This is a genomic window from Salinibacterium sp. dk2585, assembly GCF_008001035.1.
Taxonomy (GTDB): domain Bacteria; phylum Actinomycetota; class Actinomycetes; order Actinomycetales; family Microbacteriaceae; genus Homoserinimonas.
Map to the genome: position 1 here is coordinate 790,827 of NZ_CP042856.1, position 24,256 is coordinate 815,082.

Sequence of the window (24,256 nt, forward strand, 5' to 3'; positions counted from 1 at the left end):
CCCACCATTCTCCCGCATCGCGGCCCCGCACCCTCCCACGCCCCTCACCCACTCACGCCCCTCTCCCTCCCACGCCCCCTCGCGCCCGCCCCGCCGCTGAGATCCGAGTAGTGCATCTTCCCGCTGCCTGCGAAGGTGCACTACTCGGATCTCTCCCCCGCCACCCGCCATGGACGAGTCGGCGGCGCAGGTCTGACAACAGGGTCGAGCTGTTGCGCAGGTGCGAGCGGCTGGCTCGCAGGTGTGCCCAACCGTGGTTCTCGAGTCGCGGAACGCGGGCGACATCCTTCTCCCACTGGGCCTCATCCGTGTAGTGGTGGCGCCCCTCATAGTCGAGGGTCACACGAAACTGCGGCCATGAGAGGTCAGGCTGGGCGAGAAAGCGGCCAGTCGCCGTGTAGAGCGGCAGGTTCACCGCTGGCTGGGGCAGTCCCGCTGCCAGCACCCGCATGCGCATGATCGACTCCGGTCGTGAATCTGCACGGTCGCTGACGAGAGGCAGGCATCGGGAGATCGCAGGCCTCCCGCGGCGCCCATGCCACCGGTCGAATGCACGCTCCAGGGTCGAGCGCGCCATCCGATTCGCGCCGCGATGTTTGTGCCAGATGAGGTAGTCGCCAACGGCGACCAGATCCTCATCGTTCAGCAGGGACGCCAGGTCGCACCATGTTCGCGCGCGCGACGTGACCCGTAGTCCTTCGAGCTCAACGATGTCGGTCGGGTCAATTGTGATGCGATGCGAGTGGATGCCCCGGCCTGCGGGCACGGCGATTCCGCTCGGCACACCCACATCGAGGGGGCGCGAATCGGTCTCGAGGAACGAAGGAAGCGGCATCCCCCAGAGGGCCGCTGCGGTGCCGTGAGAGAAGAACGCGCGGGGAGACATGACGGCCCCGTAGGTGGCCGCCCTTCCGAGAATCGTGGTGCCTGTTCCTCGGACCGCTCGGGCGCCCCGGTGTGGTGACTCCAGGTCGGCGCCGAGCATGCGACCGCGTCCGAGTCCCGCGGCTGCGCCCGAGCGCGTGTGAAACGGAGCGGCCACAAGGTCTTCGGGGAGAGGAATTCGAGGCTGCACAGCGGCATCCTCACGCAGTCAGCAGCTTCTCTCCCAGCTCCTCGCGGCCGCCGTGCACAACTCCTCGCAGCACCCGCGTGTGGACAAGTTGAGATCCGACTAGTGAAGCTTCGAGACCTCTAGGAAGGTGCACAACTCGGATTTCGCCGGAATGCGAGTGAGCGAGCCCGCTACAGCTTGTAGTCGACCACGACCGGGGCGTGGTCTGACCAGCGCTCCTCGTAGGAGGGGTAGCGGTCGACCTTGTAGTCGGCAACCGTCTCGGCAAGGGCGGGCGTCACGAGGTGGTAGTCGATGCGCCAGCCCACATCGTTCGGGAAGGCCTGTCCGCGGTTCGACCACCATGTGTAGGGGCCGTCGACCTCGCCTGCGTGTCGCCGGCCCACATCGACCCAGCCGAGGCCGGTACCGGTCGTGCCGTCCTGGCATTCGACCTCTTCGCCGCGAGGGCCGAGGAAGCGGTCGAAGTAGGCGCGCTCCTTGGGGAGGAACCCGGCCTTCTTGACGTTGCCCTTCCAGTTCTTGATGTCGAGCTTCGTGTGGCCGACGTTGAGGTCGCCGAGCACGACCGCGTACTTGGAGTGCGCCTCGAGCTGGGGCAGGCGCTCGGTCATCGCGTCGAGGAACTTGTACTTCTCGACCTGCTTGGGCGTGCCGTCTTCACCCGAGTGCACGTAGGTGCTCACGACCGTGATGATCTCGTCGCCGACCTCGTAGTCGGCCTCGAGCCAGCGCCCCGCCGAGTCGAAGTCGGCGGCGCCCAGCTCCACGCGGTGGATCTTGGCCCCGCGCCGGCCGTCAGCACGCGTGCGGCTCGCGAGCGCGACGCCCGCGCGGCCCTTCGCGGTCGCCGGGTCGTGCAGCACATCCCACTCGTCGCCGAGCAACTCGGTGATGTGCTCCGTGTCGGCGCGCACCTCCTGCAGTGCGAGGATGTCGATCTCGCGGGTGGCGAGCCAGTCACCCATGCCCTTGCGGTAGGCGGCACGGATGCCGTTGACGTTGACGGAGGCAATGCGGAGCGGCTTCGACATGCTTCGACCCTAGCGGCGGCATCCGACAGGGACGTCGTCCGCGGTGGTTCATCGCCTGAAGAGCCAGCCCCACCGTCGCGTGCGACGGATGCGCGCGAGTCGTCGGCGCGCTTCCTCACGCACGGCGGCCTCATGGGCCGCCGCACGCTCCCGCTCCTGGCGGCGCTCCTCCTCGATGCGTTCGTCGGCGACGAGGCCGCGGTCGCGCATGCCGACGGCGATCCACGTGCCCGCCATGAGGATCACCTGGCAAAGGAAGTTGAACCAGATCAGCAGACCGATGATGACGGCGAAGGATGCGAGCAGCGGGTTTCGCGTCGCCCCGCCGAGCAGCGCCGAACCGAGCACCTTGAGCACGCCGATCCCGGCCGCGCCGAGGAGGGCCCCCGGCGCGAGTTGGCGCACGGGGATGCGCAGCCCCGCCAGGAAGCGATACAGGGCAGCGAGCGTCACGGTGTCGACCACGAACATCAGCAGGAGACCCACGCCCGAGGCGATTGCCGACGCGAGCCACGAGTCGGGGTCGATTCCGACGAGTTCGAAGGTCCACTCGACCGCATGCGTGCTGAAGACGAGAAGGCCCGCGGAGACGATGACGGCGACCGCGAAAAGGAGGCCGAGCCCCGCATCCTTGAGTCTCAGCAGCACGATGTTGAGGTGCTCAGGGGGCAGCTCGAACATGACCCGAACGGCGTCGCGAGCGGATGCGAGCCATCCGAGCGTCGTGAAGAGCAGACCGCCCGCGGCGACGACTCCCGTCCACCCGAAGATGCCCGCTTCCGTGAGGTCATCTGGGTCGATTGCACCTTCGCCGTCGCCCGAGTCGATGAGTCCGGGCGCGTAGGAGTCGATCAGCGCGAAGATCGCCTGCGTGAGCTCCTCGTTGCCCGTGATGACGAGGCCCGCGACCGAGAACGCGACCCAGATTGCGGCGAACACCGCGAAGAGGGCCTGGTAGGAGAGGCCGGACGCGAGGATCGGCCCGCGGTTGAGTAGGTAGTGCTGAAACACGCGCACTGGTCGAGACGCCGTCACCCAGGCGATGAGTTGCTTGATCCGCTCCATCGCTCTCAGGCTAGGCCGGGACGCCCCTCCGCGGGAGGGGCGCGCCAGCGCGGTGTTCGGATGCTACTGCGGGTCGAGCTCGGAGCCGATGAGTTCCGCGAACCGGTCGGCCGTGGCATCCGCGTCGTCCCCACTCACCGTCAGGGTCAGCTCATCGCCCTTCGAGACCCCCATCGCGAGCAGGAGCAGCACGCTGGCCGCGTTGGCCTTCTTGCCGTTCGGTGCCTCGATCGTGACGCTGTGCCCGCTCTCGCCGGCCGCCTTTGCGATTGTCGCGGCGGGGCGTGCGTGCAGGCCGACTGCTGACCCGAATGCGACCGTGCGCTGTGCTTCTGCCATGGCGTTGTCCTCCCGTGTTGGTGTCGTCATGCTACTGCCGGTGTCGCTGAGGGGCCCGCGAGGATCACGTCAGGGCCGGAGGCCTCTACCTCGTGTACGAGCTCCTCGTTGACGCCCGCGTCGGTGATGATCGTGTCGATGGCGGCGAGCGGGGCGACCCTGCTGAACTCCTCGCGGCCGAACTTGCTGTGATCCGCGAGCACGATACTGCGGCGGCTGGCCTTGATGATGGCCGACTTCACGGCGGCCTCGGCGATGTTGTGGGTCGTGAGGCCGCGCTCGGGTGTGATGCCGTTGATGCTGATGAACGCGACGTCGACGCTCACCATGCTCACCATCTGGTGTGTCCAGGTGCCGACGGTGGCGCGGGAGGTGGGCCGCACGAGGCCCCCGAGCACGTGGAGTTCGATGTTGTCGCGGTCGGCAAGGGCGATCGCGACGGGGAGCGAGTGGGTCACGACGGTCAGTCGGCGGTCGGTGGGGATGAGTTCGGCGAGCTTGATCGTCGTCGTGCCCGCGTCGATCAGGATCGACCCGCCATCCGGCAGTTCGTCTATCGCGGCCGTTGCGATCGCAAGCTTTTCGGCTACCCGGATCTCGTTGCGTTCCGAGACGGCGGGGCCGACGAGGCTGCGCTCGACGGGGATCGCGCCGCCGTGGGCGCGGCGCACGAGTCCGCGCCGCTCGAGGCTTGTCAGGTCGCGCCGGATCGTCTCGGGGGTGACGCGCAGCAGCTCCGCGAGTTCCCGCACCTCGACGCGGCCGTTTGCGCGCGCCTGCTCGAGAATTGCCTGGTGCCGTTCGGGTGCGTACATCGTGACCTCGTCGTTCACAGGTGCGGCTCGGCGCGGAGGCGCACGAGAGAAACATCACAAACAAAAGTCTGCTTGCGTATTTTTATCTCCGAATTTGTTTGTTTGTCAATCGAGTTGGGGGTACTCTCGGTTCACATCGCCGCTGCATGCCGTCGGCGAGACCCAAAGACGAGGGAGTGCGGGATGCGAGAGCTTCGAGGAGTCGGCGTCGGGCGCGGCATAGCTGCCGGCCCGGTACTGCGGATGCCTGACCCCCTGCCCGAACCCGACGCGACCCCCCGCACCGGCGACGCCGACACCGAGAAAGCCACCGTGAGCGAGGCGCTCGCGGCCGTGGCATCCGAATTGGCCGAACGCGGCCAGCGCGCGGGTGGAGATGCACAGGCGGTGCTCGACGCGCAGGCGATGATGGCGCAGGACCCCGGGCTCGTCGACGACGTGAACGCGCGCATCGACGGCGGCAGCACCGGCGAGCGTGCCGTCTTCGAGGCATTCGCTGCCTTCCAGGAGCTCCTGACCGGCATGGGCGGCTACATGGGGGAGCGCGCCGCCGACCTCGCGGATGTCGCCCAGCGCATCATCGCCCGCCTCCGCGGTGTGCCCGCCCCCGGCGTGCCGACCTCCGACAGCCCCTTCGTGCTCGTCGCCCGCGACCTGGCACCGGCCGACACTGCGCTGCTCGACCTCGAGAAGGTGCTCGCCCTCGTGACCCGTGACGGCGGCCCGACCTCCCACACGGCGATCCTCGCGCGCTCGAAGTCGATCACCGCGATCGTCGGCGTTGAGGGCGCGGATTCCCTCACGGACGGCACGATGGTGCTCGTCGATTCCGGCGCGGGCACCGTGACGGTCGAGCCCTCGCCCGAGCAACTCGCCGACGCCGAGACGCGCACGGCCGAGATCCGTGCGATCGTGAGCGCGCCCATCACTGATGGTGCGCTCGCCGACGGCACCCGTGTGCCCCTCCTCGCAAACCTCGGCAGCCCGCAGGATGCCGCGGCCGCCGTCGAGCTCGGGGCCGAGGGTGTCGGCCTCTTCCGCACGGAGTTCCTCTTCCTCGACGCAACCGAGGCGCCGAGCGTCGAGCAGCAGGAGGCCGACTACACGGCCGTGCTCGCGGCCTTCCCCGGTAAGAAGGTGGTCGTGCGCTGCCTCGACGCCGGCGCCGACAAGCCGCTGAGCTTCCTCAACGACGCCGAGGAGGAGAACCCGGCGCTCGGCCTGCGCGGGCTGCGCTCCCTGCGGGCGAACGAGCAGATCCTGCGCGACCAGCTCACGGCCCTCGCCCGCGCCCAGGAGGCGACCGAGGCCGACCTCTGGGTGATGGCGCCGATGGTCGCCGACGTGGCCGAGACTGAATACTTCGTCGCCCTCGCCCGCGAGCTCGGCATCCGCGTCGCGGGGGTCATGGCCGAGATCCCCTCGCTCGCGCTCATGGCTGAGCAGGTCGCCGCCGCGAGCGACTTCGTCAGCATCGGCACCAACGACCTCACCCAGTACACGCTGGCGGCTGACCGGATGCTCGGTTCCGTCGCCGCCTACCAGGACCCGTGGCATCCGGCCGTCCTGCGCCTCGTGCGGATGCTCGGCGACGCCGGTCGCACCCACGGCAAGCCCGTCGGCGTGTGCGGTGAGGCGGCCGCCGACCCACTCCTCGCCGTCGTGCTCGTGGGGCTCGGGGTCAACTCCCTGTCGATGACGCCCGCCGCGTTCGCCGACGTGCGGGCCGAACTCCTGCAGCACACGGCGACGGATGCCACGGCGCTCGCCGAGGCCGCACTCGCCGCCCCCACGGCGTCCGCTGCTCGCGACGCCGTCCGCGCGGCCATCGCCGAGCGCTGAACGACCACACCCGATACGAACTGCACCACTTGAGAGAAAAGGACACAAAATGACAACGGAGTCTGCAACGGCACCCGCCGCTGCCAAGCGAGGGGGTGCACGCGTCGGAGTGCAGCGCTTCGGCACCTTCCTCAGCGGCATGATCATGCCCAACATCGGCGCGTTCATCGCGTGGGGTCTCATCACCGCCATGTTCATTCCGGACGGCTGGTTCGGTGAGAACAGCCCGGTCGCCGCTTGGCGATGGGACTACGCCCCGATGTTCGGTGGCGGCGAGACCCCAGACGGTTCTGTCTGGACCGGCCTCGTGAGCCCCATGATCACCTACCTGCTGCCGATCCTCATCGGCTACACGGGTGGTCGTCTCGTCTACGACACCCGCGGTGGTGTCGTGGGTGCGATCGCCACGGTCGGTGTGATCGCTGGCACGGACATTCCAATGTTCCTCGGCGCCATGATCATGGGCCCGCTGACCGCGTGGCTCATGAAGCAGGTCGACAAGCTGTGGGCGGGCAAGATCAAGCCCGGCTTCGAGATGTTGGTCGACAACTTCTCCGCGGGCATCCTTGCGGCGATCCTCGCGGTCGCGGGCCTCGTCGGCTTCGCCCCCGTGGTCACCGCGCTCAGCAACGCGCTGGAGGCTGCGGTCGACTGGCTCGTCAACCTCGGACTGCTTCCCCTGCTGAGCATCTTCGTTGAGCCCGGCAAGATCCTCTTCCTCAACAACGCCATCAACCACGGTGTGTTCACGCCGATTGGTACCCAGCAGGCGATCGACACCGGCAAGTCGGTGCTGTTCCTCGTCGAGGCCAACCCTGGCCCCGGCCTCGGCCTGCTGCTCGCCTTCGCTTTCTTCGGCGTCGGCGTCGCCAAGGCGAGTGCCCCCGGTGCCATCATCATCCAGTTCTTCGGTGGCATCCACGAGATCTACTTCCCCTACGTGCTCATGAAGCCGATCCTCGTGCTTGCCGTCATCGCGGGTGGCATGACCGGTGTCGCTACCAACGTGCTGTTCAACAGCGGCTTGCGGGCCCCAGCATCGCCCGGCAGCATCTTCGCGGTGTTGTTGCAGACGGCCAATGACAGCTTCCTCGGCGTCATCCTGTCCGTCGTGTTCTCGGCAGCCGTCTCGTTCCTGGTAGCCGCCCTCATCCTGCGGGCGAGCCGCAAGAAGGACCTCGAGGCTGGCGGCGGTGACCTGGGCGCGGCGGTCGCGCAGACCGAGGCGAACAAGGGCAAGTCGTCGAGCGTGCTTGGCGGACTCTCGGGTGCCGAGACTGCTGAGGCACGCACGGAGGCGGCCGGGGCCGCGGCCGCGGGCGGTGCCACGACCACCACCGCGACCCGTCCCATCCAGAACGTCGTCTTCGCCTGCGATGCCGGCATGGGGTCGAGCGCGATGGGTGCCAGCGTCTTGCGGAACAAGGTCAAGAAGGCTGGAATTGAGGGCGTGACGGTCGTCAACAAGTCGATCGCCAACCTGGATGGCACGGAAGACCTGGTCATCACGCACCAGGACCTCACCGACCGAGCGTCGCAGAAGACACCGAACGCCCAGCATGTGTCGGTAGACAACTTCATGAACAGCCCGAAGTACGACGAGGTCGTCGACCTGCTCAAGCGGCAGTCCGGCAGCTGACAACAACTGGAAGAGGGAGTTCCCCATGGCGTCACAGGTACTGCAGCTCGCACAGATCCGCACCGAGGGTGAGGCAACGACCAAGCTCGAGGCGATGCGGGAGGCCCACAGCATTCTCATGGATGCCGGAGCGGTGACGGCGGCGTACTTGCCGGCGATGCTCGAGCGCGAGGAGTCGGTCTCGACGTACATGGGGAACTTCCTTGCCATCCCTCACGGCACGAACGAGAGCAAGGAGGCGATCCTCTCCTCGGCGCTCTCGTTCGTGCGCTACTCGCAGCCAATCGACTGGGACGGCAACCCCGTGCACTTCGTTGTCGGCATCGCCGGCGTCGAGAACGAGCACCTCGAGATCCTCTCCAAAATCGCGATCGTGTTCTCTGACGAGGATGAGGTGGATGCGCTGCTCAAGGCGGGCAGCGCCGAGGAGATCCTCGACATCCTCTCGGAGGTCAACAACTGATGAAGGCTGTCCACTTCGGAGCCGGCAACATCGGCAGGGGCTTCGTGGGCCTCCTGCTCCACGAGGCCGGCTACGAGGTGGTCTTCGTCGACGTGGCCGCGGAACTGATCGATTCCCTCGCGGCCGCGGAGAGTTACACCGTGCACGAGGTGGGGGAGGGTGCCCGCGATCATCGTGTCGAGTTCTTCCGCGCCCTCAACAGCGCGGTGGATCCGGATGCGGTGGTCGCCGAGATCGCGACCGCCGAGGTGGTGACGACCGCCGTTGGGCCGAATGTGCTCAAGTTCGTGGCCCCGCTCATCGCCGAGGCGCTCCTCCAGCGTTCCCTCGAGGTGCCGCTCGCCGTGATGGCATGCGAGAACGCCATCAACGCGACCGACACCCTGCGGGAGCACGTGGCGCAGGCACTCGCCGAGAAGGGGCGCGAAGCGGATGCCGCGACCGCCCTCTCACGTGCGGTCTTCGCCAACACGGCCGTCGACCGCATCGTGCCGGGCCAGCCTGGTGAAGGCGGGCTCGACGTGACCGTCGAGGCGTACTTCGAATGGGCGATCGACCGCTCGCCCTTTGGAGGCGAGGAGCCCAGCATCCCTGGCGCGACCTGGGTCGACGACCTCGCTCCCTATATCGAGCGCAAACTCTTCACGGTGAACACGGGACACGCGACGATCGCCTACTACGGCTTCGCGGCGGGGGCGAGGGCGATCTCGGATGCCCTTGGTCACCCCGAGGTCGAATCCGCCGTGCGCGCCGTGCTCGCTGAGACGAAGCAGTTGCTCGTCGCCAAGCATGGCCTCGACGAGTCGGCCCAGCAGGCCTACATCGACAAGATCCTCACCCGCTTCGCGAACCCGCACCTGCCCGACACCGTCGACAGGGTCGGCCGCCAGCCGCTGCGCAAGCTGAGTCGCAACGAGCGCTTCATCGGCCCCGCCGCCGAGCTCGCAGAGCGCGGCACCGTGCCCGAGGCACTCATCGACGCCGTCGGCACAGCCCTTGGCTTCGACGTTCCCGACGACGAGCAATCGGTGCAGATGCGCGAAAAACTGCAGGCCCTCACGCCGGAGGAATTCGTGCAGGAGGTGTGCGGCATTGGGCCGTCGCATCCGCTCTTCGAACCGCTCGTCGCGGTCGTGCCGACGCCCTCGGGCTGATCGCCGTTACTCGGCCTCGGTAGCGCCTCTCGGTTCGGCCGGGAGTTCGTCGGCGGCGCCGTTGTCGATCTCGACGCGGCGCAAGCTCACGAGTGCCACCACGACTGCGGCGACGACGAGCGCTGCGCCGATCGCGGAGGTGAGCGCGACACCGCTGTCGAAGGCACTCCGTGCCGACTCCAGCAGTTCGGCCGCAAGCCCGGGGCTCAGGTCGCGTGCGACGGCCACCGCCCCGCCCAGCGTCTCGCCGGCTGCGGACGCGGCCTCGGCACCCACGGCCTCGGGGACGACAACATTGTTTCGGTACGACACCGTCAGGATGGTGCCGAGCATCGCGGTGCCAAGCACGGCACCCAACTCGTAGGCCGTCTCCGAGATGGCGGCGGCAGCGCCCGCCTTCTCGGGTGGGGCCGTGGCAATGATGAGGTCGTTGGACACCGTCTCGGCCGCGCCAGCGCCGAGCCCCAAGAGGGAGAAGGCAAGCACCAGCACAAGGGTCGACGCATCGCCTCCCGTCACGGCCACCAGCACGAAGCTGCTCGCGGCGACCACGAGGGAGACGGCGACGATGCCCCGTGGTCTCAGCTTGCGCGAGAGGGGGACGACGGCGAGGCCGGCCACGACCATGGCGATCAGGCCCGGCAGCAACGCCATGCCTGCGACCATGGGGCTGAGCCCCAACACCAGCTGGAGGTGCTGCGAGCCGAAGAATATGAAGCCGATATAGGCGACGATCACGAGCAGGTTGATGAGCACAGCGCCGCTGAAGGCGGGCCGGGAGAACAGGGTCAGGTCGATCATCGGCTCGGGTTCGCGGCGTTGGCGGCGCACGAACAGCACGCCTGCCCCAAGGCCCGTCACGAGGGCCACGACGCCGCCGGGCGACAGCCCATCGGTGGAGAGTGACTTCACGGCATAGACCACGGGGGCCATCGTGAGCATGGCGAGCAGGATGCTGAGCACGTCGACCCTGCCCGGATTCGGGTCCCGCGATTCGGGGATGAGCAGCGGGGCGAAGACGAGCAGTGGCACGAGCACCGGAACCGCGAGGAGAAAGATCGACCCCCACCAGAAGTGCTCGAGCAGCGCCCCGCCCACGATGGGGCCGAGCGCACCGCCCGCGGCGAAGCCGGCCGCCCAGATCGCGATTGCGAGTCGCCGCTCGTTCCGGTCGAGGAAGATGTTGCGCAGGAGCGACAACGTGGACGGCATCAGCATGGCGCCGAAGAAGCCGAGCGCCGCCCGCGAGACGATGAGTGCCTCGGCGGTGGGGGCGAAGGCCGCAACGACCGAGAGTGTTGCGAAGCCCGTCGCCCCGGTCAGGAGCATCCGTCGTCGGCCCAGCCGGTCCCCAAGGCTTCCCATGGGAACCAGGAGACCCGCCAAGACGAGCGGATACGCGTCGATTATCCAGAGCAGGCCGGTGCCGCTGGGTCGCAGGGCCTCAGAGATCGCAGGGAGCGCGAAACTCAGCACGGTGTTGTCGATCGACACGAGAAGCACCGGCAGCATGAGCACTACAAGGGCCAACCAGCGGCGCCTGGTCGCCTGCTGTGCTTCCGGTGTTGGTGTGGGCATCCGCTGCTCTCGTCTGTGTTGTGCAGTAGAAGGCGAAAGCGCCGGCCCCCAGGGGGAACCGGCGCCGTCGCTTGCGAGCTGCCTTAGGGCTTGCCTCGCATGATGGCCTGCTTGACCTCGGCGATCGCCTTGGTGACCTGGATGCCACGGGGGCATGCCTCGGAGCAGTTGAAGGTCGTGCGGCAGCGCCACACGCCCTCCTTGTCGTTGAGGATGTCGAGACGCGTCTCAGAGGCCTCGTCGCGCGAGTCGAAGATGAAGCGGTGCGCGTTGACGATCGCCGCGGGGCCGAAGTACTGTCCGTCGGTCCAGAACACGGGGCACGACGAGGTGCAGGCGGCGCAGAGGATGCACTTGGTCGTGTCGTCGAAGCGCTCGCGCTCGGCGACGGACTGGTGACGCTCCTTGCCCTCCTTGGGCGCGGTGCTCGACACGAGGAAGGGCTGGATGTCCTTGTAGGAGTCGAAGAACGGCTCCATGTCGACAATCAGGTCCTTCTCGAGGGGGAGACCCTTGATCGCCTCGACGTAGATCGGCTTCGAGATGTCGAGGTCCTTGATCAGCGTCTTGCAGGCGAGGCGGTTGCGGCCGTTGATGCGCATGGCGTCGGAGCCGCAGATGCCGTGGGCGCAGGAGCGACGGAACGTGAGCGAGCCATCCTGCTCCCACTTGATCTTGTGGAGCGCGTCGAGCACGCGGTCGGTCGCGAAGAGCTCGACGTCGAAGTCCTGCCAGCGCGGCTCCGAGTCGACCTCGGGGTCGAAGCGGCGGATGATGACCGTGACCGTGAAGGACTGCACCGCCTCAGCTGCTGCGGTTGAGCCCTCGAGTGTTGCCGTGGACATCAGTACTTCCTCTCCATGGGCTGGTAGTTCGTGATGACGACCGGCTTCCAGTCAAGCCGGATGTGGTCTGCCGCGTCGGCCGACAGTGGGTCGCCCGAGAGGTAGGCCATCGTGTGCTTCATGTAGTTCTCGTCGTCGCGGTCGGGGTAGTCGTCGCGCATGTGGCCGCCACGGCTCTCCTTGCGGTTGCGGGCCGAGAAGACGACGACCTCGGCAAGGTCGAGCAGGAAGCCGAGCTCGATCGCCTCGAGCAGGTCGGTGTTGAAGCGCTTGCCTTTGTCCTGCACCGCGATGTTGCGGTAGCGCAGGCGCAGGCCGTGGATGGTCTCGGTGACCTTCGCGAGCGACTCGTCGGTGCGGAAGACCTGGGCGTTGCGGTCCATCTCCTCCTGGAGCTCCCGGCGGATTGCCGCGATGTTCTCCGTACCGGTCGAGGACTGCAGCATCTCGATGAGGCCACGGATCTCGGCGGTGGGGTCCTCCGGCAGCGGCGGGAACTCGGCCGTCTTGGCGTACTCGGCGGCGTTGACGCCGGCGCGCTTGCCGAAGACGTTGATGTCGAGGAGCGAGTTGGTGCCGAGGCGGTTGGAGCCGTGCACCGAGACGCAGGCGCACTCGCCGGCGGCGTAGAGCCCGGGCACGACGGTTGTGTTGTCGGCGAGCACCTCAGCGTTGTTGTTGGTGGGGATGCCACCCATCGCGTAGTGCGCGGTCGGCATGACGGGCACGGGCTCGTAGACGGGGTCGACGCCCAGGTAGGTGCGCGCGAACTCGGTGATGTCGGGGAGCTTCGTCTCGAGCACCTCGGCACCGAGGTGGGTGCAGTCGAGGTAGACGTAGTCCTTGTTGGGGCCGGCGCCGCGGCCCTCCGCGACCTCCTGCACCATGCAGCGGGCGACGATGTCGCGCGGCGCGAGGTCCTTGATGGTTGGCGCGTAGCGCTCCATGAAGCGCTCACCCGAGGCGTTGCGCAGGATGGCGCCCTCACCGCGGGCACCCTCCGTGAGCAGGATGCCGAGACCGGCGAGGCCGGTCGGGTGGAACTGGAAGAACTCCATGTCCTCGAGGGGGAGGCCCTTGCGCCAGATGATGCCGACGCCGTCACCCGTGAGGGTGTGGGCGTTGGACGTGGTCTTGTAGACCTTGCCGAAGCCGCCCGTCGCGAAGACGACTGCCTTGCCGTGGAAGACGTGCAATTCACCCGTCGCGAGATCGTAGGCCACGACACCGGCCGGCTTGCGATCAGCGCCCTCGCCGCTCATGACGAGGTCGAGCACGTAGTACTCGTTGAAGAAGTTGATGCCGTGCTTGACGCAGTTCTGGTAGAGCGTCTGCAGGATCATGTGGCCGGTGCGGTCGGCCGCGTAGCAGGCACGGCGCACGGGCGCCTTGCCGTGGTCACGCGTGTGGCCACCGAAGCGGCGCTGGTCGATCTTGCCCTCTGGGGTGCGGTTGAAGGGAAGGCCCATGTTCTCGAGGTCGATGACCGCGTCGATGGCTTCCTTCGCGAGGATCTCCGCCGCATCCTGGTCGACCAGGTAGTCGCCACCCTTGACGGTGTCGAAGGTGTGCCACTCCCAGTTGTCCTCCTCGACGTTCGCGAGCGCAGCGGCCATGCCGCCCTGCGCCGCGCCCGTGTGGGATCGCGTCGGGTAGAGCTTGGAGATCACCGCGGTGCTCACATTGGGGCCAGCCTCGATGGCGGCGCGCATGCCGGCACCACCCGCGCCGACGATGATCACGTCGTACTGGTGGTAGTGCACGCCGTCAACGACGCGCGTCTCTCCTACGGCCGGCTTGGCGTCGGCCCAGAGCGAGCCTCCGATGTTGCGTTCACTCAATTGATGTCTCCACAGAACTTGGGCAGAAGGTCGGCAGGGGAGCCGGCGGGGCAGGGGTCGAAGGTGAAGATGACGAGCGCCCCGAGGATGAGCAGGATGAGGGTCGCGCCGGCGAGGGCCCAGCTGAGCACGCGACGCGTGCTGGGCTTCTGCGCGTAGTCGTTGATGATCGTGCGCATGCCGTTGGCGCCGTGGATGAGCGCGAGGAACAGCAGCAGGGTGTCCCACACGATCCAGAACGGGTCAGCCCACTTGCCTGCGACGAAGGCGAAGTCGATTGCGTGTACGCCGTCACCGACCATGAGGTTGACGAAGAGGTGGCCGAAGATCAGCACGACGAGGATCACGCCGCTGGCGCGCATGTAGATCCAGCCCCACTTCTCCCAGTTGACGCCGCGGCGCTGGGGCAGGGTGCGAGGAGATTCGATCGAGACAGTCATCATCACGCTCCGAAGACGTTCATGAGGTGGCGCGGCACGAAGCCGAGCATGAGCACGACCCAGAGCCCCAGCACGAGCCAGAAGAGGAGGCGCTGGTGGCGGGTCCCCACCGACCAGAAGTCGACGAGGATGATGCGCAGGCCGTTGAGCGCGTGGAAGCCGATGGCACCGACGAGGCCGACCTCGCCAAGTCCCATGATGGGCGTCTTGTAGGCACTCATGACCGCGTTGTAGGCCTCGGGGCTGAGCCGCACGAGGGCCGTGTCGAGGATGTGCACCAGGAGGAAGAAGAAGATGCCGACGCCGGTGATCCGGTGCAGCACCCACGACCACATTCCCTCACGACCGCGGTACAGGGTGCCGCCGGGTCGTGGATTGTGCTTGATCTGATCCAATGGCTGGGCTTCGGCCAGGCCTCCCGCCGACTTCTCTGGCACGAGCAACCCTCCTCGAGATAGGTGCAACTTTGTCTGTGCCCGCCCGTCTCGCCGGGAGCGCGTGCGTTCCGTGGGGGATGGGCGGCATGCGAGCGCGATGCATCGCAACGGCCTCCAGTCTATTCCCTGTCGGAGAGTGCTAATTGCTTAGGCATACCTAACCGTCTCGATGTCGAGATACCGTCACGATCGGCCCCACTCGGCGGCCAAGACGGATGCCACGGCTATGGTGGTGCGCATGACCGACTCTCCCGCGCTCGAGCGCTTCTACAGCGTGATTCCGGCCGGCGGCATCGGCTCGCGGCTGTGGCCGCTCTCCCGCGCCGACGCCCCCAAGTTCCTCCATGACCTGACCGGAACGGGCAAGACGCTCCTTCGCGGCACCTGGGATCGCCTCGTTCCTGTCTCGGGCGAGCAGCGCATCATGGTCGTGACGGGGCGCGCGCACCGTGCGGCGGTCGAGGCGCAGCTGCCGACCCTCGCCGACCACAACGTCGTGCTCGAGAGTGAGCCGAAGGACTCGACGGCCGCAATCGGACTCGCCGCCGCGATCCTCGAGCATCGCGAGCCCGGCGTGATCATCGGTTCCTTCGCGGCCGACCACGTCATCTCCGACACCCGCAGTTTCAAGCGCAGTGTCGTGGAGGCGGTCGCGGCGGCCGACGCCGGCTATATCGCCACGATCGGGATCACGCCCACCGAGCCGGCGATCGGCTTCGGTTACATCCTCTGCGGCACCAAGCTTGACATCCAGGGCGCTCCCAACGCCTACGCGGTCAACAGTTTCGTCGAGAAGCCGAACCTCGACGTCGCGAGGGGCTACCTGCAGCACGGCGGCTACCTCTGGAACGGCGGCATGTTCATCTCCCGCGCCGACGTGCTCCTCGAGCAGCTGGGGGAGGCCGAGCCCGAACTCCTCGCGGGGCTGCAGGAGCTCGCGGAGGCCTGGGATACCCCTCGCCGCGGCGCGACCGTCGACACGGTGTGGCCGAGACTGCGCAAGATCGCGATCGACTACACGGTCGCCGAGCCTGCGGCCAAGGCGGGGCGCCTCGCGGTCGTGCCTGGCGACTTCGACTGGGATGACGTCGGTGACTTCGCGGCCATCGGCAAGCTCCACTCTGGTGGTCGCTCCAACAACCTCGCGATCCTCGGTGAAGACCCGCGCGTGCTTTCGGACGCTTCGACGGGCGTCGTCGTCAGCCACTCGAAGCGGCTCATCTCCCTCATCGGGGTGCAGGACATCGTTGTGGTCGACACTCCCGATGCGCTCCTCGTCACCACGACACAGAATGCGCAGCGCGTGAAGTCGGTCGTCGACGCGCTCAAGCTCTCGGGGCGCGGCGACGTCCTCTAGATTCGAGCGTATGACCTCGTCAACTTCGTTCCTTCGTATCCCGGCCGCCAGCGCCGTCGTCCTCCTCGCGCTGGCCGGGTGTGCCGCAGCTCCCGATGAGTCGACGGATGCCGCGGCATCCGACTACACCGCCTGCATGGTGGCCAACAGCGGCAACCTGGAGGACCGCTCCTTCAACCAGGCAAGCTACGAGGCGCTGCAGCGCGCCGAGTCGGAACTCGGCATCGAACTGCGCACTGCAGTCTCGCAGTCGGAGGGTGACTACGAGACCAACATCAACGCGATGGCGGATGCGGGATGCGACTACATCCTCACGGTCGGCTGGGAGCTGGGCGAGGCGACCTCGGTGGGGGCCGAGACCTACCCCGACATCAACTTCTCGATCGTCGACGAGACCGTCGAGGGCGACAACATCCGCTCGATCGTGTACGACACCGCGCAGGCGGCGTTCCTCGCAGGCTACCTCGCTGCTGGGCTCAGCCAGACCGGCGTCGTCGGCACCTTTGGTGGCGGTAACCAGCCGCCCGTGACGGTATTCATGGACGGCTACTGGGATGGGGTGCAGCACTACAACGCCGAGAAGGGTACCAACGTGCGGGTCGTCGGCTGGGACAAGCCCTCGCAAACCGGCTCCTTTACGGATGACTTCGTCAACGCCGTGCTGGCACGCACCCTCGCCGACGGCCTGATCGAGCAGGGCGCCGACATCGTCATGCCGGTCGCGGCGCAGGCGGGTGAGGGCGCTGCGACGGCCGCCCTCGAGGCGGGCGGAGTCGGCATCATCTGGGTCGACGCCGACGGCTACGAGACGCTTGCGGAGCAGTTCCGCCCGCTCATCGTCACGACCGTGCTCAAGCAGATGAGCGACGCCGTCTACGAGATCGTCTCGCAGGACCTCGAGGGAGAGTTCGAGGGCGGCAGCTACATCGGCACGCTTGAGAACAACGGGGTGGCCCTCGCGCCGTTCCACGACTGGGAGTCGAAGGTGCCGGCAGAGCTCGCTGACGAGGTCGAGGCCCTCCGCGACGCGATCATCGCGGGCGACATCGTGGTCGAGAGTGGGTCGTCGCCCCGCTGAATTGAGCGTCACCCGTGCTCGCCACTGCGCGAGGGGAGCAGTGGAGTGCTCGTATGAGCGCTTCACTGTCGCGCGCGGATGCGAGAATATCGGTCTGATACCAACCGGCGTCCCGTGGTCGGGCGACGGCTGTCAGGCACCTACGATCGATTCATCTGCATCGCAGAGCGTTCAAGCAATCACTGCATACATGTCTTTGGAGGACACGTGAACACAATCTCCCGCAAGCGGGTGCTGGGTACCCTCGGCATCCTCGGCGCTGCCGCGCTCACCCTGAGCGCCTGCGCCACTGCACCCGAGGGCGACGACAACGCCAACGGTGACGCCGGCAGCGACTTCCTCGCCTGCATGGTCTCCGACGAGGGCGGCTTCGACGACAAGTCGTTCAACGAGCTCTCCTACAACGGCCTCCTCCAGGCGGAGGACGAGCTGGGCATCGAGATCCGCGAGTCGGAGTCGAGCAGCGAGGCGGACTACGAGCCAAACCTCGAGGGCATGGTTGACGCGGGCTGCAGCATCATCGTTCCGGTCGGCTTCAAGCTCGCCGACGCGACCCAGGCGGTTGCCGATGCGAACCCCGAGGTGAACTTCGCGATCGTTGACGTCGACTACCTGTCAGGCGACAACATCAAGCAGCTCAACTACGACACGGCCCAGGCCGCGTTCCTCGCGGGCTACGCCGCGGCCGGCTACAGCACCTCGAAGGTCGTCGCGACCTACGGCGGCGCCGAGATCCCCTCCGTCACGATCTTCATGGACGGCTTCAAGGCGGGCGTCGAGCAGTGGAACGAGGCAAAGGGTGACTCCGTCACCGTCCTGCCGTTCGACTACGTCGGCGACTTCACCGACCAGGTGCGCGCACAGCAGATCACCGAGGGCTTCCTCAGCCAGAACGCCGACGTGATCCTTCCCGTCGGTGGCCCCCTTTACCAGGGTGGCGCTGAGGCGATCCTCGACGCGGGTGCTGACGCCGTCATCCTCGGTGTCGACTCCGACCTCGCGGTCGCTGACGAGAAGTACAAGGACCTCATCTTGGTCTCGATCATGAAGGGGCTTGACGTCACGGTCTTCGACTCGATCCAGCAGGCCTTCGATGGCGAGTTTGAGGCTGACATTTACACCGGCACGCTCGAGAACGACGGCGTTGGCCTCTCGTCCTTCTACGACTTCGAGGGCGAACTGCCCGAGGGCATGATGGACGAGCTTGACGCGCTCAAGCAGCAGATCATCGACGGGGAGCTCTCGGGCTTCTCGGAGTTCTCGCCCAAGTAGCGAGACACCCGAGCGTCGCACCACATCGCCGAGGAGGCCGCCCTGCGGCCTCCTCGGCCCATGACCGGGAGAACACATGAAGCTTGAGCTGCGAGGGGTCACCAAGCGCTTCGGCGCACTCGTCGCCAACGATCACATCGATCTCGTCGTCGAGGCGGGGGAGATCCACTGCCTCCTCGGAGAGAACGGGGCGGGCAAGTCCACGCTCATGAATGTTCTCTACGGTCTCTACCAAGCCGATGAGGGCGAGATCCTCCTCGACGGTGCCGTGCAGAACTTCTCGGGACCCGGTGACGCCATGGCGGCGGGCATCGGAATGGTGCACCAGCACTTCATGCTCATCCCCGTCTTCACGGTTGCCGAGAACGTCATGCTCGGTCACGAGCAGACGAAGGGCGGGGTCTTCCTCGACCTCGACGGCGCTCGCGCCAAGGTGCGCGAGATCTCAGAGCGCTTCGGATTCAACATCGACCCTGACGCTGTCGTTGGCGACCTTCCCGTCGGTTCGCAGCAGCGCGTCGAGATCATCAAGGCGCTCTCCCGCGAGGCCAAGGTGCTCGTGCTCGACGAGCCGACCGCCGTGCTCACGCCGCAGGAGACCGACGAGCTCATGGAGATCATGCGCCAGCTCAAGGAGAGCGGCACCTCCATCGTCTTCATCACCCACAAACTCCGCGAGGTGCGGGCCGTTGCCGACCGCATCACCGTCATCCGCCTCGGCAAGGTCGTTGGCACCGCGCTCCCGAGCGAGAGCACGACGGAACTCGCCTCCAAGATGGTCGGCCGCTCCGTCGACCTCAGCGTCGACAAGGCGCCGCCGACACTCGGCGACTCCACGTTTGAAGTGACGAACCTCACGGTCTTCGACCCGAACGGCAACCGCGTGGTCGATGATCTGAGCTTCGATATACGACAGGGCGAGATCGTCGTCATCGCGGGCGTGCAGGGCAATGGCCAGACTGAATTGACGGAAGCCATCCTCGGCCTGCAGAAGAAGACGGCAGGCAGCATCCGCCTCGACGGCAAGGAACTGCTCGGCCGCAATGTCAAGCAGGTGCTCGACGCGGGGGTGGGCTTCGTGCCGGAGGACCGCACGGAAGACGGTCTCGTGGCCGAGTTCACCATCGCCGAGAACGCCGTGCTCGATCGCTTTGATCGCCCACCCTTCGCCCGTGGCCTCTCGCTCGCGCTCGGGGAGATCCGCGCCTTCGCGGAGCGGGTCGTCCGCGAATACGATGTGCGCACCCCAACGATTGACACCTACGCAGGCCGGCTCTCCGGCGGCAATCAGCAGAAGGTCGTGCTCGCGCGTGAGCTGGAGCGCGACCTTCGAATCTTCATCGCCTCGCAGCCGACGCGGGGACTCGACGTCGGCTCCATCGAGTTCGTGCACGAACAGATCGTGCGGGCCAGGGACTCGGGCATCCCCGTGCTCATCGTGTCCACCGAGCTCGATGAGGTCGTGGAACTCGCCGACCGCATCATGGTCATGTACCGCGGCAGGAGCGTCGGCATCGTCGAGCCCACCACACCGAGAGAGGTCATCGGCCAGATGATGGCGGGAATTCCAGCATGAGCATCCTGACACCCAACATCGAACCTCCCGTCACCCCAGAGGAGAAGGCGCCGAGCGCCGACAACCGCTGGGAGGGCGCGTGGCGCGACATCCTCGGCGGCGGCCTCGTCCGCTCCGTGCTCGCGGTCGTGCTGGCGCTCTTCATCGGCAGCCTCCTCGTCGTCATCGTGAACGAAGACGTGCAGGCGGCCGCCGGCTACTTCTTCTCTCGCCCGAGTGACCTGCTGTCGGCGGCGTGGGACACGATCGCCGGCGCCTTCCGCGCCATGTGGGAGGGCGCGGTCTTCAGCCCGCGCGGCGGCTTCAAGCCGCTCCTGTCCACCCTGTCGTGGGCGAGCCCCCTCATCGCGGCGGGCCTCGGCCTCGCGGTCGGCTTCAAGGCGGGACTCTTCAACATCGGTGGCCGCGGGCAGATGCTCATCGCCGCGCTCTTCGTCGGTTTCGTGGGCTCCAACCTCGACATGCCCGTCGGCCTGCACCTCGCGGTCGCCGTGCTCGGCGGCATCGTCGGTGGCGCACTGTGGGCATCCGTCGTCGGAGTGCTGAAGGCTCGCACGGGCGCGCACGAGGTCATCGTCACGATCATGCTCAACTTCGTGGCGCTCTACCTCGTCACCTGGCTCCTGAAGACGCCGGTCTTCCAGGCGGAGAACGCGGGCGGCAACGCGAAGGCGAAGGCCATCGACAGCACGGCGGTCTTCCCGACACTCATCCCCGGCACCGACCTTGACATCGGCTTCGTGCTCGCCCTCATCGCGGCGCTCGTCTACTGGTGGCTCATGGAGCGCTCGACGACGGGTTTCCGCATCCGCGCCGTGGGTCTCAATGCGCACGCGGCCCGCACCGCCGGCATCAACATCGGGCGCACCTACGTCGTGACCCTCGCGGCATCCGGTGCCTTCATCGGCCTCGCGGGCGCCATGCAGGTGCTCGGCAAGGTGCCGGCCGGGTGGACGCCGACGGTTGACGCCGGCATCGGCTTCGACGCCATCACGGTCGCGCTCCTCGGCGCCAACAGCGCCGTCGGTATCATCTTCGCGGGCCTGCTCTTCGGTGCCTTGAAGGCCGGGAGCTTCCCCATGCAGATCGCGGAGGGCATCCCGATCGACATCGTGGCGGTAATCCAAGGCCTCATCGTGCTCTTCATCGCCGCCCCGCCGCTCGTCCGAGCCATCTTCCGGCTGCCGCAGCCGACCCGGCGCGGCCTGCGCGACCGCCTGAGGCGGCCAGTGCCGCAGGTGCCCGCCGCCCACACCCAGAGCGCAAGCACGGAGGAGGAGTGATGAGCACCGCGACCATCACAGAGACGGATGCCCGCGCATCCGTCATCGAGACACCGCGCAACTGGAAGGCGCCCATCGCCTTCGGCGTATTTGCCGTCCTCTCCTTCGTGGTCTTCGGCCTGCTGGGCCGTGAGGGCACTAGCCGGCTGACCTTCGCGAGCAGCACCGACTTCTTCACGATCACGCCCATCGAGGTGCCGAGCCAGGGTGCCGGGATCGTCGTCGGCGTCGTGCTGATCGCCCTCGCCGCGGTGTCCGCCTGGTTCACGTGGCAGCGGCGTCCAGCAGCACCCATGTGGATGCTGCTGGTCTTTGGTGTCTTTTTCGTCTTCGGCCTGCTGGTGTGGATCGGCACGGGGGCGACCGTGCCCGTCGTGTGGCTCCTCACGGGGACTCTTGCGCTCGCGACCCCGCTCGTCTTCGGCGCCATGGCCGGTGTCATTAGCGAACGCGTTGGAGTGGTCAACATCGCGATCGAGGGCCAGCTCCTCGCGGGCGCGTTCACCTCGGCGCTCGTCGCGTCGCTGACGCAGAACCCCTTCATGGGCTTGCTGGCCGCGCTCGTCGCGGGAGCGCTCGTCTCGATCATCCTTGCGGTGTTCTCGATCAAGTACCTCGTGGAGCAGGTCGTCGTCGGTGTCGTGCTCAACATGCTCGTCATCGGCCTCACGAGCTTCCTGTACTCCTCGGTGCTCAACAAGAACCCGAGCGTGCTGAACTCGCCGGTCAAGTTCACGCGCGAGCCGATCCCCTTCCTCTCCGAGATTCCGGTGATCGGGCCGCTGCTGTTCAACAACACGGCGATCACCTACCTGATGTTCATCACGGTCGCGGTCGTCTACATCGGCCTCTTCCACACCCGGTGGGGCCTACGCGTGCGCGCCGTCGGCGAGCACCCGAAGGCGGCCGACACGGTCGGCATCAAGGTCAACGCGACGCGCTTCTGGAACGTGCTCCTCGGTGGCGCTGTGGCCGGAATGGGCGGCGCCTTCTTCACTCTCGGTGCCGTCGGCGCCTTCGGCAAGGAGATGACGAGTGGCCAGGGCTACATCGCCCTCGCGGCGCTCATCTTCGGGCGATGGAACCCGCTGTGGGCTGCCCTCGCGGCACTCCTCTTCGGCTTCGCGATCAACATCAAGACGCTCGTCACGCAGGTGGGCGCCGACATCCCGACCGAGTTCCTGTCGATGATCCCGTACCTCGTCACGATTCTTGCGGTCGCCGGCTTCGTCGGACAGTCGAAGGCACCCGCAGCATCCGGAAAGCCGTACCTGAAATGACAATCGACTGGAGCGGGCTCCGCACGGTCGCCCTTGCGGCCATGGAAAAGGCATACGTGCCCTATTCGAAGTTCCCGGTGGGGGTCGCAGCCCTCGTCGACGACGGTCGCGTCGTGAGCGGATGCAACATCGAGAACGCCTCCTACGGCGTCACCCTCTGTGCTGAGTGCTCGCTCGTGAGCGACCTCATCATGGGCGGAGGAGGGCGCCTCACGGCATTCGTCTGCGTCGACGGCAACGGCGAGACGCTCATGCCGTGTGGACGCTGCCGCCAGCTGCTCTTCGAACACTCCGCCGAGGGAATGCTGCTCGAGACGGTCTCGGGCATCCGCACCATCGACGAGGTGCTGCCCGACGCCTTCGGCCCCCGCCAACTCGACGACTACAGCGAATCGCGCGGCGAGTAACCCGCGCGGTTGAGTAGGACCGCTAGGGCCGTATCGAAACCCAAGGACGTCCAGCCGGTTTCGATACGCTCCTTCGTCGCTACTCAACCCGCGGTCTGAACAGAAGGAGCACCACCATGGCCATCGAGAAATTCGACGCGGTCGACCTCATCCATACCAAGCGCGACAAGGGTGCACTGAGCACCGAGCAGATCAACTGGCTCGTGGACGCCTACACGCGCGGCTACGTGGGCGACGAGCAAATGGCCGCCATGACCATGGCGATCTTCCTCAACGGCATGGAGCGCGAGGAGATCCGCGACCTGACCCTCGCGATGATCGCGAGCGGCGAGCGGATGAACTTCGACTCGCTCTCGAAGCCCACGACCGACAAGCACTCCACGGGTGGGGTCGGCGACAAGATCACGCTGCCGCTCGCGCCGCTCGTGGCATCCTTCGGCGTTGCGGTTCCGCAACTCTCGGGCCGCGGCCTCGGCCACACGGGCGGCACGCTCGACAAGCTCGAGTCGATCCCGGGGTGGCGGGCCGATCTCAGCAACGAGGAGTTCTTCGCCCAGCTCGAAGGCGTCGGCTCTGTCATCTGCGCCGCCGGTGCCGGCCTCGCCCCCGCCGACAAGAAGCTCTATGCGCTCCGCGACATCACGGGGACGGTCGAGGCGATCCCGCTCATCGCCTCGTCGATCATGTCGAAAAAGATCGCGGAGGGCACGGCGGCCCTCGTGCTCGACGTGAAGTTCGGTTCGGGCGCCTTCCTCAAGGACCCGGCCCGCAGCCGCGAGCTCGCCGAGACGATGGTCGCCCTGGGCAAGGACGCGGGCGTCGCGACGGTCGCACTCCTCACGAACATGAATGTGCCCCTTGGGCTCACGATCGGCAACGCGAACGAGGTGCGCGAGTCGGTCGAGGTGCTCGCGGGTGGCGGCCCGGCGGATGTCGTCGAGCTCACGGTCGCGCTCGCCCGCGAGATGCTCGCGCTGGCGGGCCAGCCCGACGCGGATGTCGAGGCGGCTCTCAAGGACGGCCGCGCGATGGACACCTGGCGCGCCATGATCCGTGCCCAGGGCGGAGACCCGGATGCCGCGCTACCGATTGCGCGCGAGCAGCACGTCGTCACGGCCGAGCGTGACGGCATCCTCGTGAAGCAGGAGGCGCTGCCGTTCGGGGTCGCCGCATGGCGTCTCGGAGCCGGTCGCGCCCGCAAGCAGGACCCCGTGCAACACGCGGCGGGAATCGACCTGCACGCGAAGCCGGGCGACACGGTCACGAAGGGGCAGCCCCTCTTCACGCTGAGTGCGGACGAGCCCGAGCGCTTCGAGCGGGCTCTCGAGTCGCTGGAGGGCGCCTACGAGGTCGCGGTGCCGGGCACGCCCTTCGAGGTGCAGCCGCTCATCGCCGACCGCATTTCATAGTTCGAGAAGGCAGACGGACGATTCCTG

At 67.2% G+C, this 24,256-nt stretch carries 22 protein-coding genes; 12 read left to right on the plus strand and 10 right to left on the minus strand.

Going from position 1 to position 24,256, the window contains the following annotated elements:
* Positions 1–52: 52 nt before the first annotated feature.
* The 5 genes from FVA74_RS03740 to FVA74_RS03760 all read right to left on the minus strand — a co-directional run bounded on the left by FVA74_RS03740 (position 53) and on the right by FVA74_RS03760 (position 4,328).
* Entirely contained in the window at positions 53–886 is an 834-nt protein-coding gene (locus FVA74_RS03740) for a hypothetical protein (protein ID WP_147720457.1), read from the minus strand.
* A 359-nt stretch (positions 887–1,245) separates the two neighbouring features.
* A complete protein-coding gene (locus FVA74_RS03745; RefSeq protein WP_147720458.1) occupies positions 1,246–2,109 on the minus strand; it encodes an exodeoxyribonuclease III in 864 nt (287 codons plus the stop codon).
* Positions 2,110–2,157: 48 nt separating this feature from the next.
* Entirely contained in the window at positions 2,158–3,174 is a 1,017-nt protein-coding gene (locus FVA74_RS03750; protein ID WP_147720459.1) for a YihY/virulence factor BrkB family protein, read from the minus strand.
* Between the two features lie 63 nt (positions 3,175–3,237).
* On the minus strand, positions 3,238–3,513 hold the full coding sequence (locus FVA74_RS03755; protein WP_147720461.1) for an HPr family phosphocarrier protein: 276 nt from the start codon (positions 3,511–3,513) through the stop codon (positions 3,238–3,240).
* A gap of 26 nt (positions 3,514–3,539) precedes the next feature.
* Positions 3,540–4,328, minus strand: a complete 789-nt coding sequence (locus FVA74_RS03760; protein ID WP_147720463.1) for a DeoR/GlpR family DNA-binding transcription regulator — start codon at positions 4,326–4,328, stop codon at positions 3,540–3,542.
* 183 nt (positions 4,329–4,511) lie between these two features.
* Here FVA74_RS03760 and ptsP point away from each other — a divergent pair, with 183 nt between their 5' ends.
* Genes ptsP through FVA74_RS03780 form a run of 4 tightly spaced genes read left to right on the plus strand, consistent with a single transcriptional unit; the run spans position 4,512 to position 9,426 of the window.
* A complete protein-coding gene (gene ptsP / locus FVA74_RS03765) occupies positions 4,512–6,170 on the plus strand; it encodes a phosphoenolpyruvate--protein phosphotransferase (protein WP_147720465.1) in 1,659 nt (552 codons plus the stop codon).
* A 49-nt stretch (positions 6,171–6,219) separates the two neighbouring features.
* The gene (locus FVA74_RS03770; RefSeq protein ID WP_147720467.1) at positions 6,220–7,809 is read left to right on the plus strand and encodes a PTS mannitol transporter subunit IICB; all 1,590 of its coding nucleotides are present in this window, start codon (positions 6,220–6,222) and stop codon (positions 7,807–7,809) included.
* 25 nt (positions 7,810–7,834) lie between these two features.
* Positions 7,835–8,272 (plus strand): PTS sugar transporter subunit IIA, encoded by a 438-nt coding sequence (locus FVA74_RS03775; RefSeq protein ID WP_147720468.1) that lies wholly within the window; start codon positions 7,835–7,837, stop codon positions 8,270–8,272.
* Positions 8,272–9,426 (plus strand): mannitol-1-phosphate 5-dehydrogenase, encoded by a 1,155-nt coding sequence (locus FVA74_RS03780; protein ID WP_147720470.1) that lies wholly within the window; start codon positions 8,272–8,274, stop codon positions 9,424–9,426. Before FVA74_RS03775 ends, FVA74_RS03780 begins: the two co-directional genes overlap by 1 nt.
* A gap of 6 nt (positions 9,427–9,432) precedes the next feature.
* Here the strand turns inward: FVA74_RS03780 and FVA74_RS03785 are convergent, their stop codons facing one another.
* From FVA74_RS03785 to sdhC, 5 genes are all read right to left on the minus strand, one after another.
* On the minus strand, positions 9,433–11,004 hold the full coding sequence (locus FVA74_RS03785; protein WP_147720472.1) for an MFS transporter: 1,572 nt from the start codon (positions 11,002–11,004) through the stop codon (positions 9,433–9,435).
* Positions 11,005–11,087: 83 nt separating this feature from the next.
* Positions 11,088–11,849: a succinate dehydrogenase iron-sulfur subunit gene (locus FVA74_RS03790; RefSeq protein ID WP_147720474.1), complete on the minus strand. Its 762-nt coding sequence runs from the start codon at positions 11,847–11,849 to the stop codon at positions 11,088–11,090.
* Positions 11,849–13,675, minus strand: coding sequence for a succinate dehydrogenase flavoprotein subunit (gene sdhA, locus FVA74_RS03795; RefSeq protein ID WP_147723048.1), 1,827 nt, complete (start codon positions 13,673–13,675; stop codon positions 11,849–11,851). Before sdhA ends, FVA74_RS03790 begins: the two co-directional genes overlap by 1 nt.
* Before the next feature lie 11 nt (positions 13,676–13,686).
* Positions 13,687–14,133 (minus strand): succinate dehydrogenase hydrophobic membrane anchor subunit, encoded by a 447-nt coding sequence (locus FVA74_RS03800; protein ID WP_370454488.1) that lies wholly within the window; start codon positions 14,131–14,133, stop codon positions 13,687–13,689.
* On the minus strand, positions 14,133–14,543 hold the full coding sequence (gene sdhC, locus FVA74_RS03805; protein ID WP_370454496.1) for a succinate dehydrogenase, cytochrome b556 subunit: 411 nt from the start codon (positions 14,541–14,543) through the stop codon (positions 14,133–14,135). The genes FVA74_RS03800 and sdhC overlap by 1 nt, the downstream gene beginning before the upstream one ends.
* A 262-nt stretch (positions 14,544–14,805) precedes the next feature.
* Between sdhC and FVA74_RS03810 the strand changes: the two genes are divergently transcribed.
* The 8 genes from FVA74_RS03810 (at position 14,806) to FVA74_RS03845 (ending at position 24,229) form a co-directional block, all read left to right on the plus strand.
* Positions 14,806–15,924, plus strand: coding sequence for a mannose-1-phosphate guanylyltransferase (locus tag FVA74_RS03810; protein ID WP_147720480.1), 1,119 nt, complete (start codon positions 14,806–14,808; stop codon positions 15,922–15,924).
* 10 nt (positions 15,925–15,934) lie between these two features.
* Entirely contained in the window at positions 15,935–17,002 is a 1,068-nt protein-coding gene (locus FVA74_RS03815) for a BMP family protein (RefSeq protein ID WP_147720482.1), read from the plus strand.
* Between the two features lie 207 nt (positions 17,003–17,209).
* A complete protein-coding gene (locus tag FVA74_RS03820; RefSeq protein WP_240792296.1) occupies positions 17,210–18,274 on the plus strand; it encodes a BMP family protein in 1,065 nt (354 codons plus the stop codon).
* A gap of 76 nt (positions 18,275–18,350) precedes the next feature.
* Entirely contained in the window at positions 18,351–19,850 is a 1,500-nt protein-coding gene (locus FVA74_RS03825; RefSeq protein WP_147720485.1) for an ABC transporter ATP-binding protein, read from the plus strand.
* Complete coding sequence (locus tag FVA74_RS03830; RefSeq protein ID WP_147720487.1) at positions 19,847–21,133, plus strand: ABC transporter permease; 1,287 nt, start codon at positions 19,847–19,849, stop codon at positions 21,131–21,133. Before FVA74_RS03825 ends, FVA74_RS03830 begins: the two co-directional genes overlap by 4 nt.
* Entirely contained in the window at positions 21,133–22,413 is a 1,281-nt protein-coding gene (locus FVA74_RS03835; RefSeq protein ID WP_147720489.1) for an ABC transporter permease, read from the plus strand. The genes FVA74_RS03830 and FVA74_RS03835 overlap by 1 nt, the downstream gene beginning before the upstream one ends.
* The gene (locus FVA74_RS03840) at positions 22,410–22,820 is read left to right on the plus strand and encodes a cytidine deaminase (RefSeq protein ID WP_147720490.1); all 411 of its coding nucleotides are present in this window, start codon (positions 22,410–22,412) and stop codon (positions 22,818–22,820) included. Before FVA74_RS03835 ends, FVA74_RS03840 begins: the two co-directional genes overlap by 4 nt.
* A 116-nt stretch (positions 22,821–22,936) precedes the next feature.
* Positions 22,937–24,229: a thymidine phosphorylase gene (locus FVA74_RS03845; protein WP_147720492.1), complete on the plus strand. Its 1,293-nt coding sequence runs from the start codon at positions 22,937–22,939 to the stop codon at positions 24,227–24,229.
* Positions 24,230–24,256 lie beyond the last annotated feature (27 nt).

Coding starts and splice junctions, on each gene's coding strand:
- FVA74_RS03830 (WP_147720487.1), top strand. CDS start 19,847: ATGAGCATCCTGACACCCAACATCGAACCTCCCGTCACCCCAGAGGAG.
- FVA74_RS03840 (WP_147720490.1), top strand. CDS start 22,410: ATGACAATCGACTGGAGCGGGCTCCGCACGGTCGCCCTTGCGGCCATG.
- FVA74_RS03780 (WP_147720470.1), top strand. CDS start 8,272: ATGAAGGCTGTCCACTTCGGAGCCGGCAACATCGGCAGGGGCTTCGTG.
- FVA74_RS03770 (WP_147720467.1), top strand. CDS start 6,220: ATGACAACGGAGTCTGCAACGGCACCCGCCGCTGCCAAGCGAGGGGGT.
- FVA74_RS03835 (WP_147720489.1), top strand. CDS start 21,133: ATGAGCACCGCGACCATCACAGAGACGGATGCCCGCGCATCCGTCATC.
- FVA74_RS03845 (WP_147720492.1), top strand. CDS start 22,937: ATGGCCATCGAGAAATTCGACGCGGTCGACCTCATCCATACCAAGCGC.
- FVA74_RS03745 (WP_147720458.1), bottom strand. CDS start 2,109: ATGTCGAAGCCGCTCCGCATTGCCTCCGTCAACGTCAACGGCATCCGT.
- FVA74_RS03815 (WP_147720482.1), top strand. CDS start 15,935: ATGACCTCGTCAACTTCGTTCCTTCGTATCCCGGCCGCCAGCGCCGTC.
- FVA74_RS03775 (WP_147720468.1), top strand. CDS start 7,835: ATGGCGTCACAGGTACTGCAGCTCGCACAGATCCGCACCGAGGGTGAG.
- FVA74_RS03825 (WP_147720485.1), top strand. CDS start 18,351: ATGAAGCTTGAGCTGCGAGGGGTCACCAAGCGCTTCGGCGCACTCGTC.
- FVA74_RS03810 (WP_147720480.1), top strand. CDS start 14,806: ATGACCGACTCTCCCGCGCTCGAGCGCTTCTACAGCGTGATTCCGGCC.
- ptsP (WP_147720465.1), top strand. CDS start 4,512: ATGCGAGAGCTTCGAGGAGTCGGCGTCGGGCGCGGCATAGCTGCCGGC.
- FVA74_RS03760 (WP_147720463.1), bottom strand. CDS start 4,328: ATGTACGCACCCGAACGGCACCAGGCAATTCTCGAGCAGGCGCGCGCA.
- FVA74_RS03790 (WP_147720474.1), bottom strand. CDS start 11,849: ATGTCCACGGCAACACTCGAGGGCTCAACCGCAGCAGCTGAGGCGGTG.
- FVA74_RS03755 (WP_147720461.1), bottom strand. CDS start 3,513: ATGGCAGAAGCACAGCGCACGGTCGCATTCGGGTCAGCAGTCGGCCTG.
- FVA74_RS03785 (WP_147720472.1), bottom strand. CDS start 11,004: ATGCCCACACCAACACCGGAAGCACAGCAGGCGACCAGGCGCCGCTGG.
- FVA74_RS03800 (WP_370454488.1), bottom strand. CDS start 14,133: ATGATGACTGTCTCGATCGAATCTCCTCGCACCCTGCCCCAGCGCCGC.
- FVA74_RS03740 (WP_147720457.1), bottom strand. CDS start 886: ATGTCTCCCCGCGCGTTCTTCTCTCACGGCACCGCAGCGGCCCTCTGG.
- FVA74_RS03750 (WP_147720459.1), bottom strand. CDS start 3,174: ATGGAGCGGATCAAGCAACTCATCGCCTGGGTGACGGCGTCTCGACCA.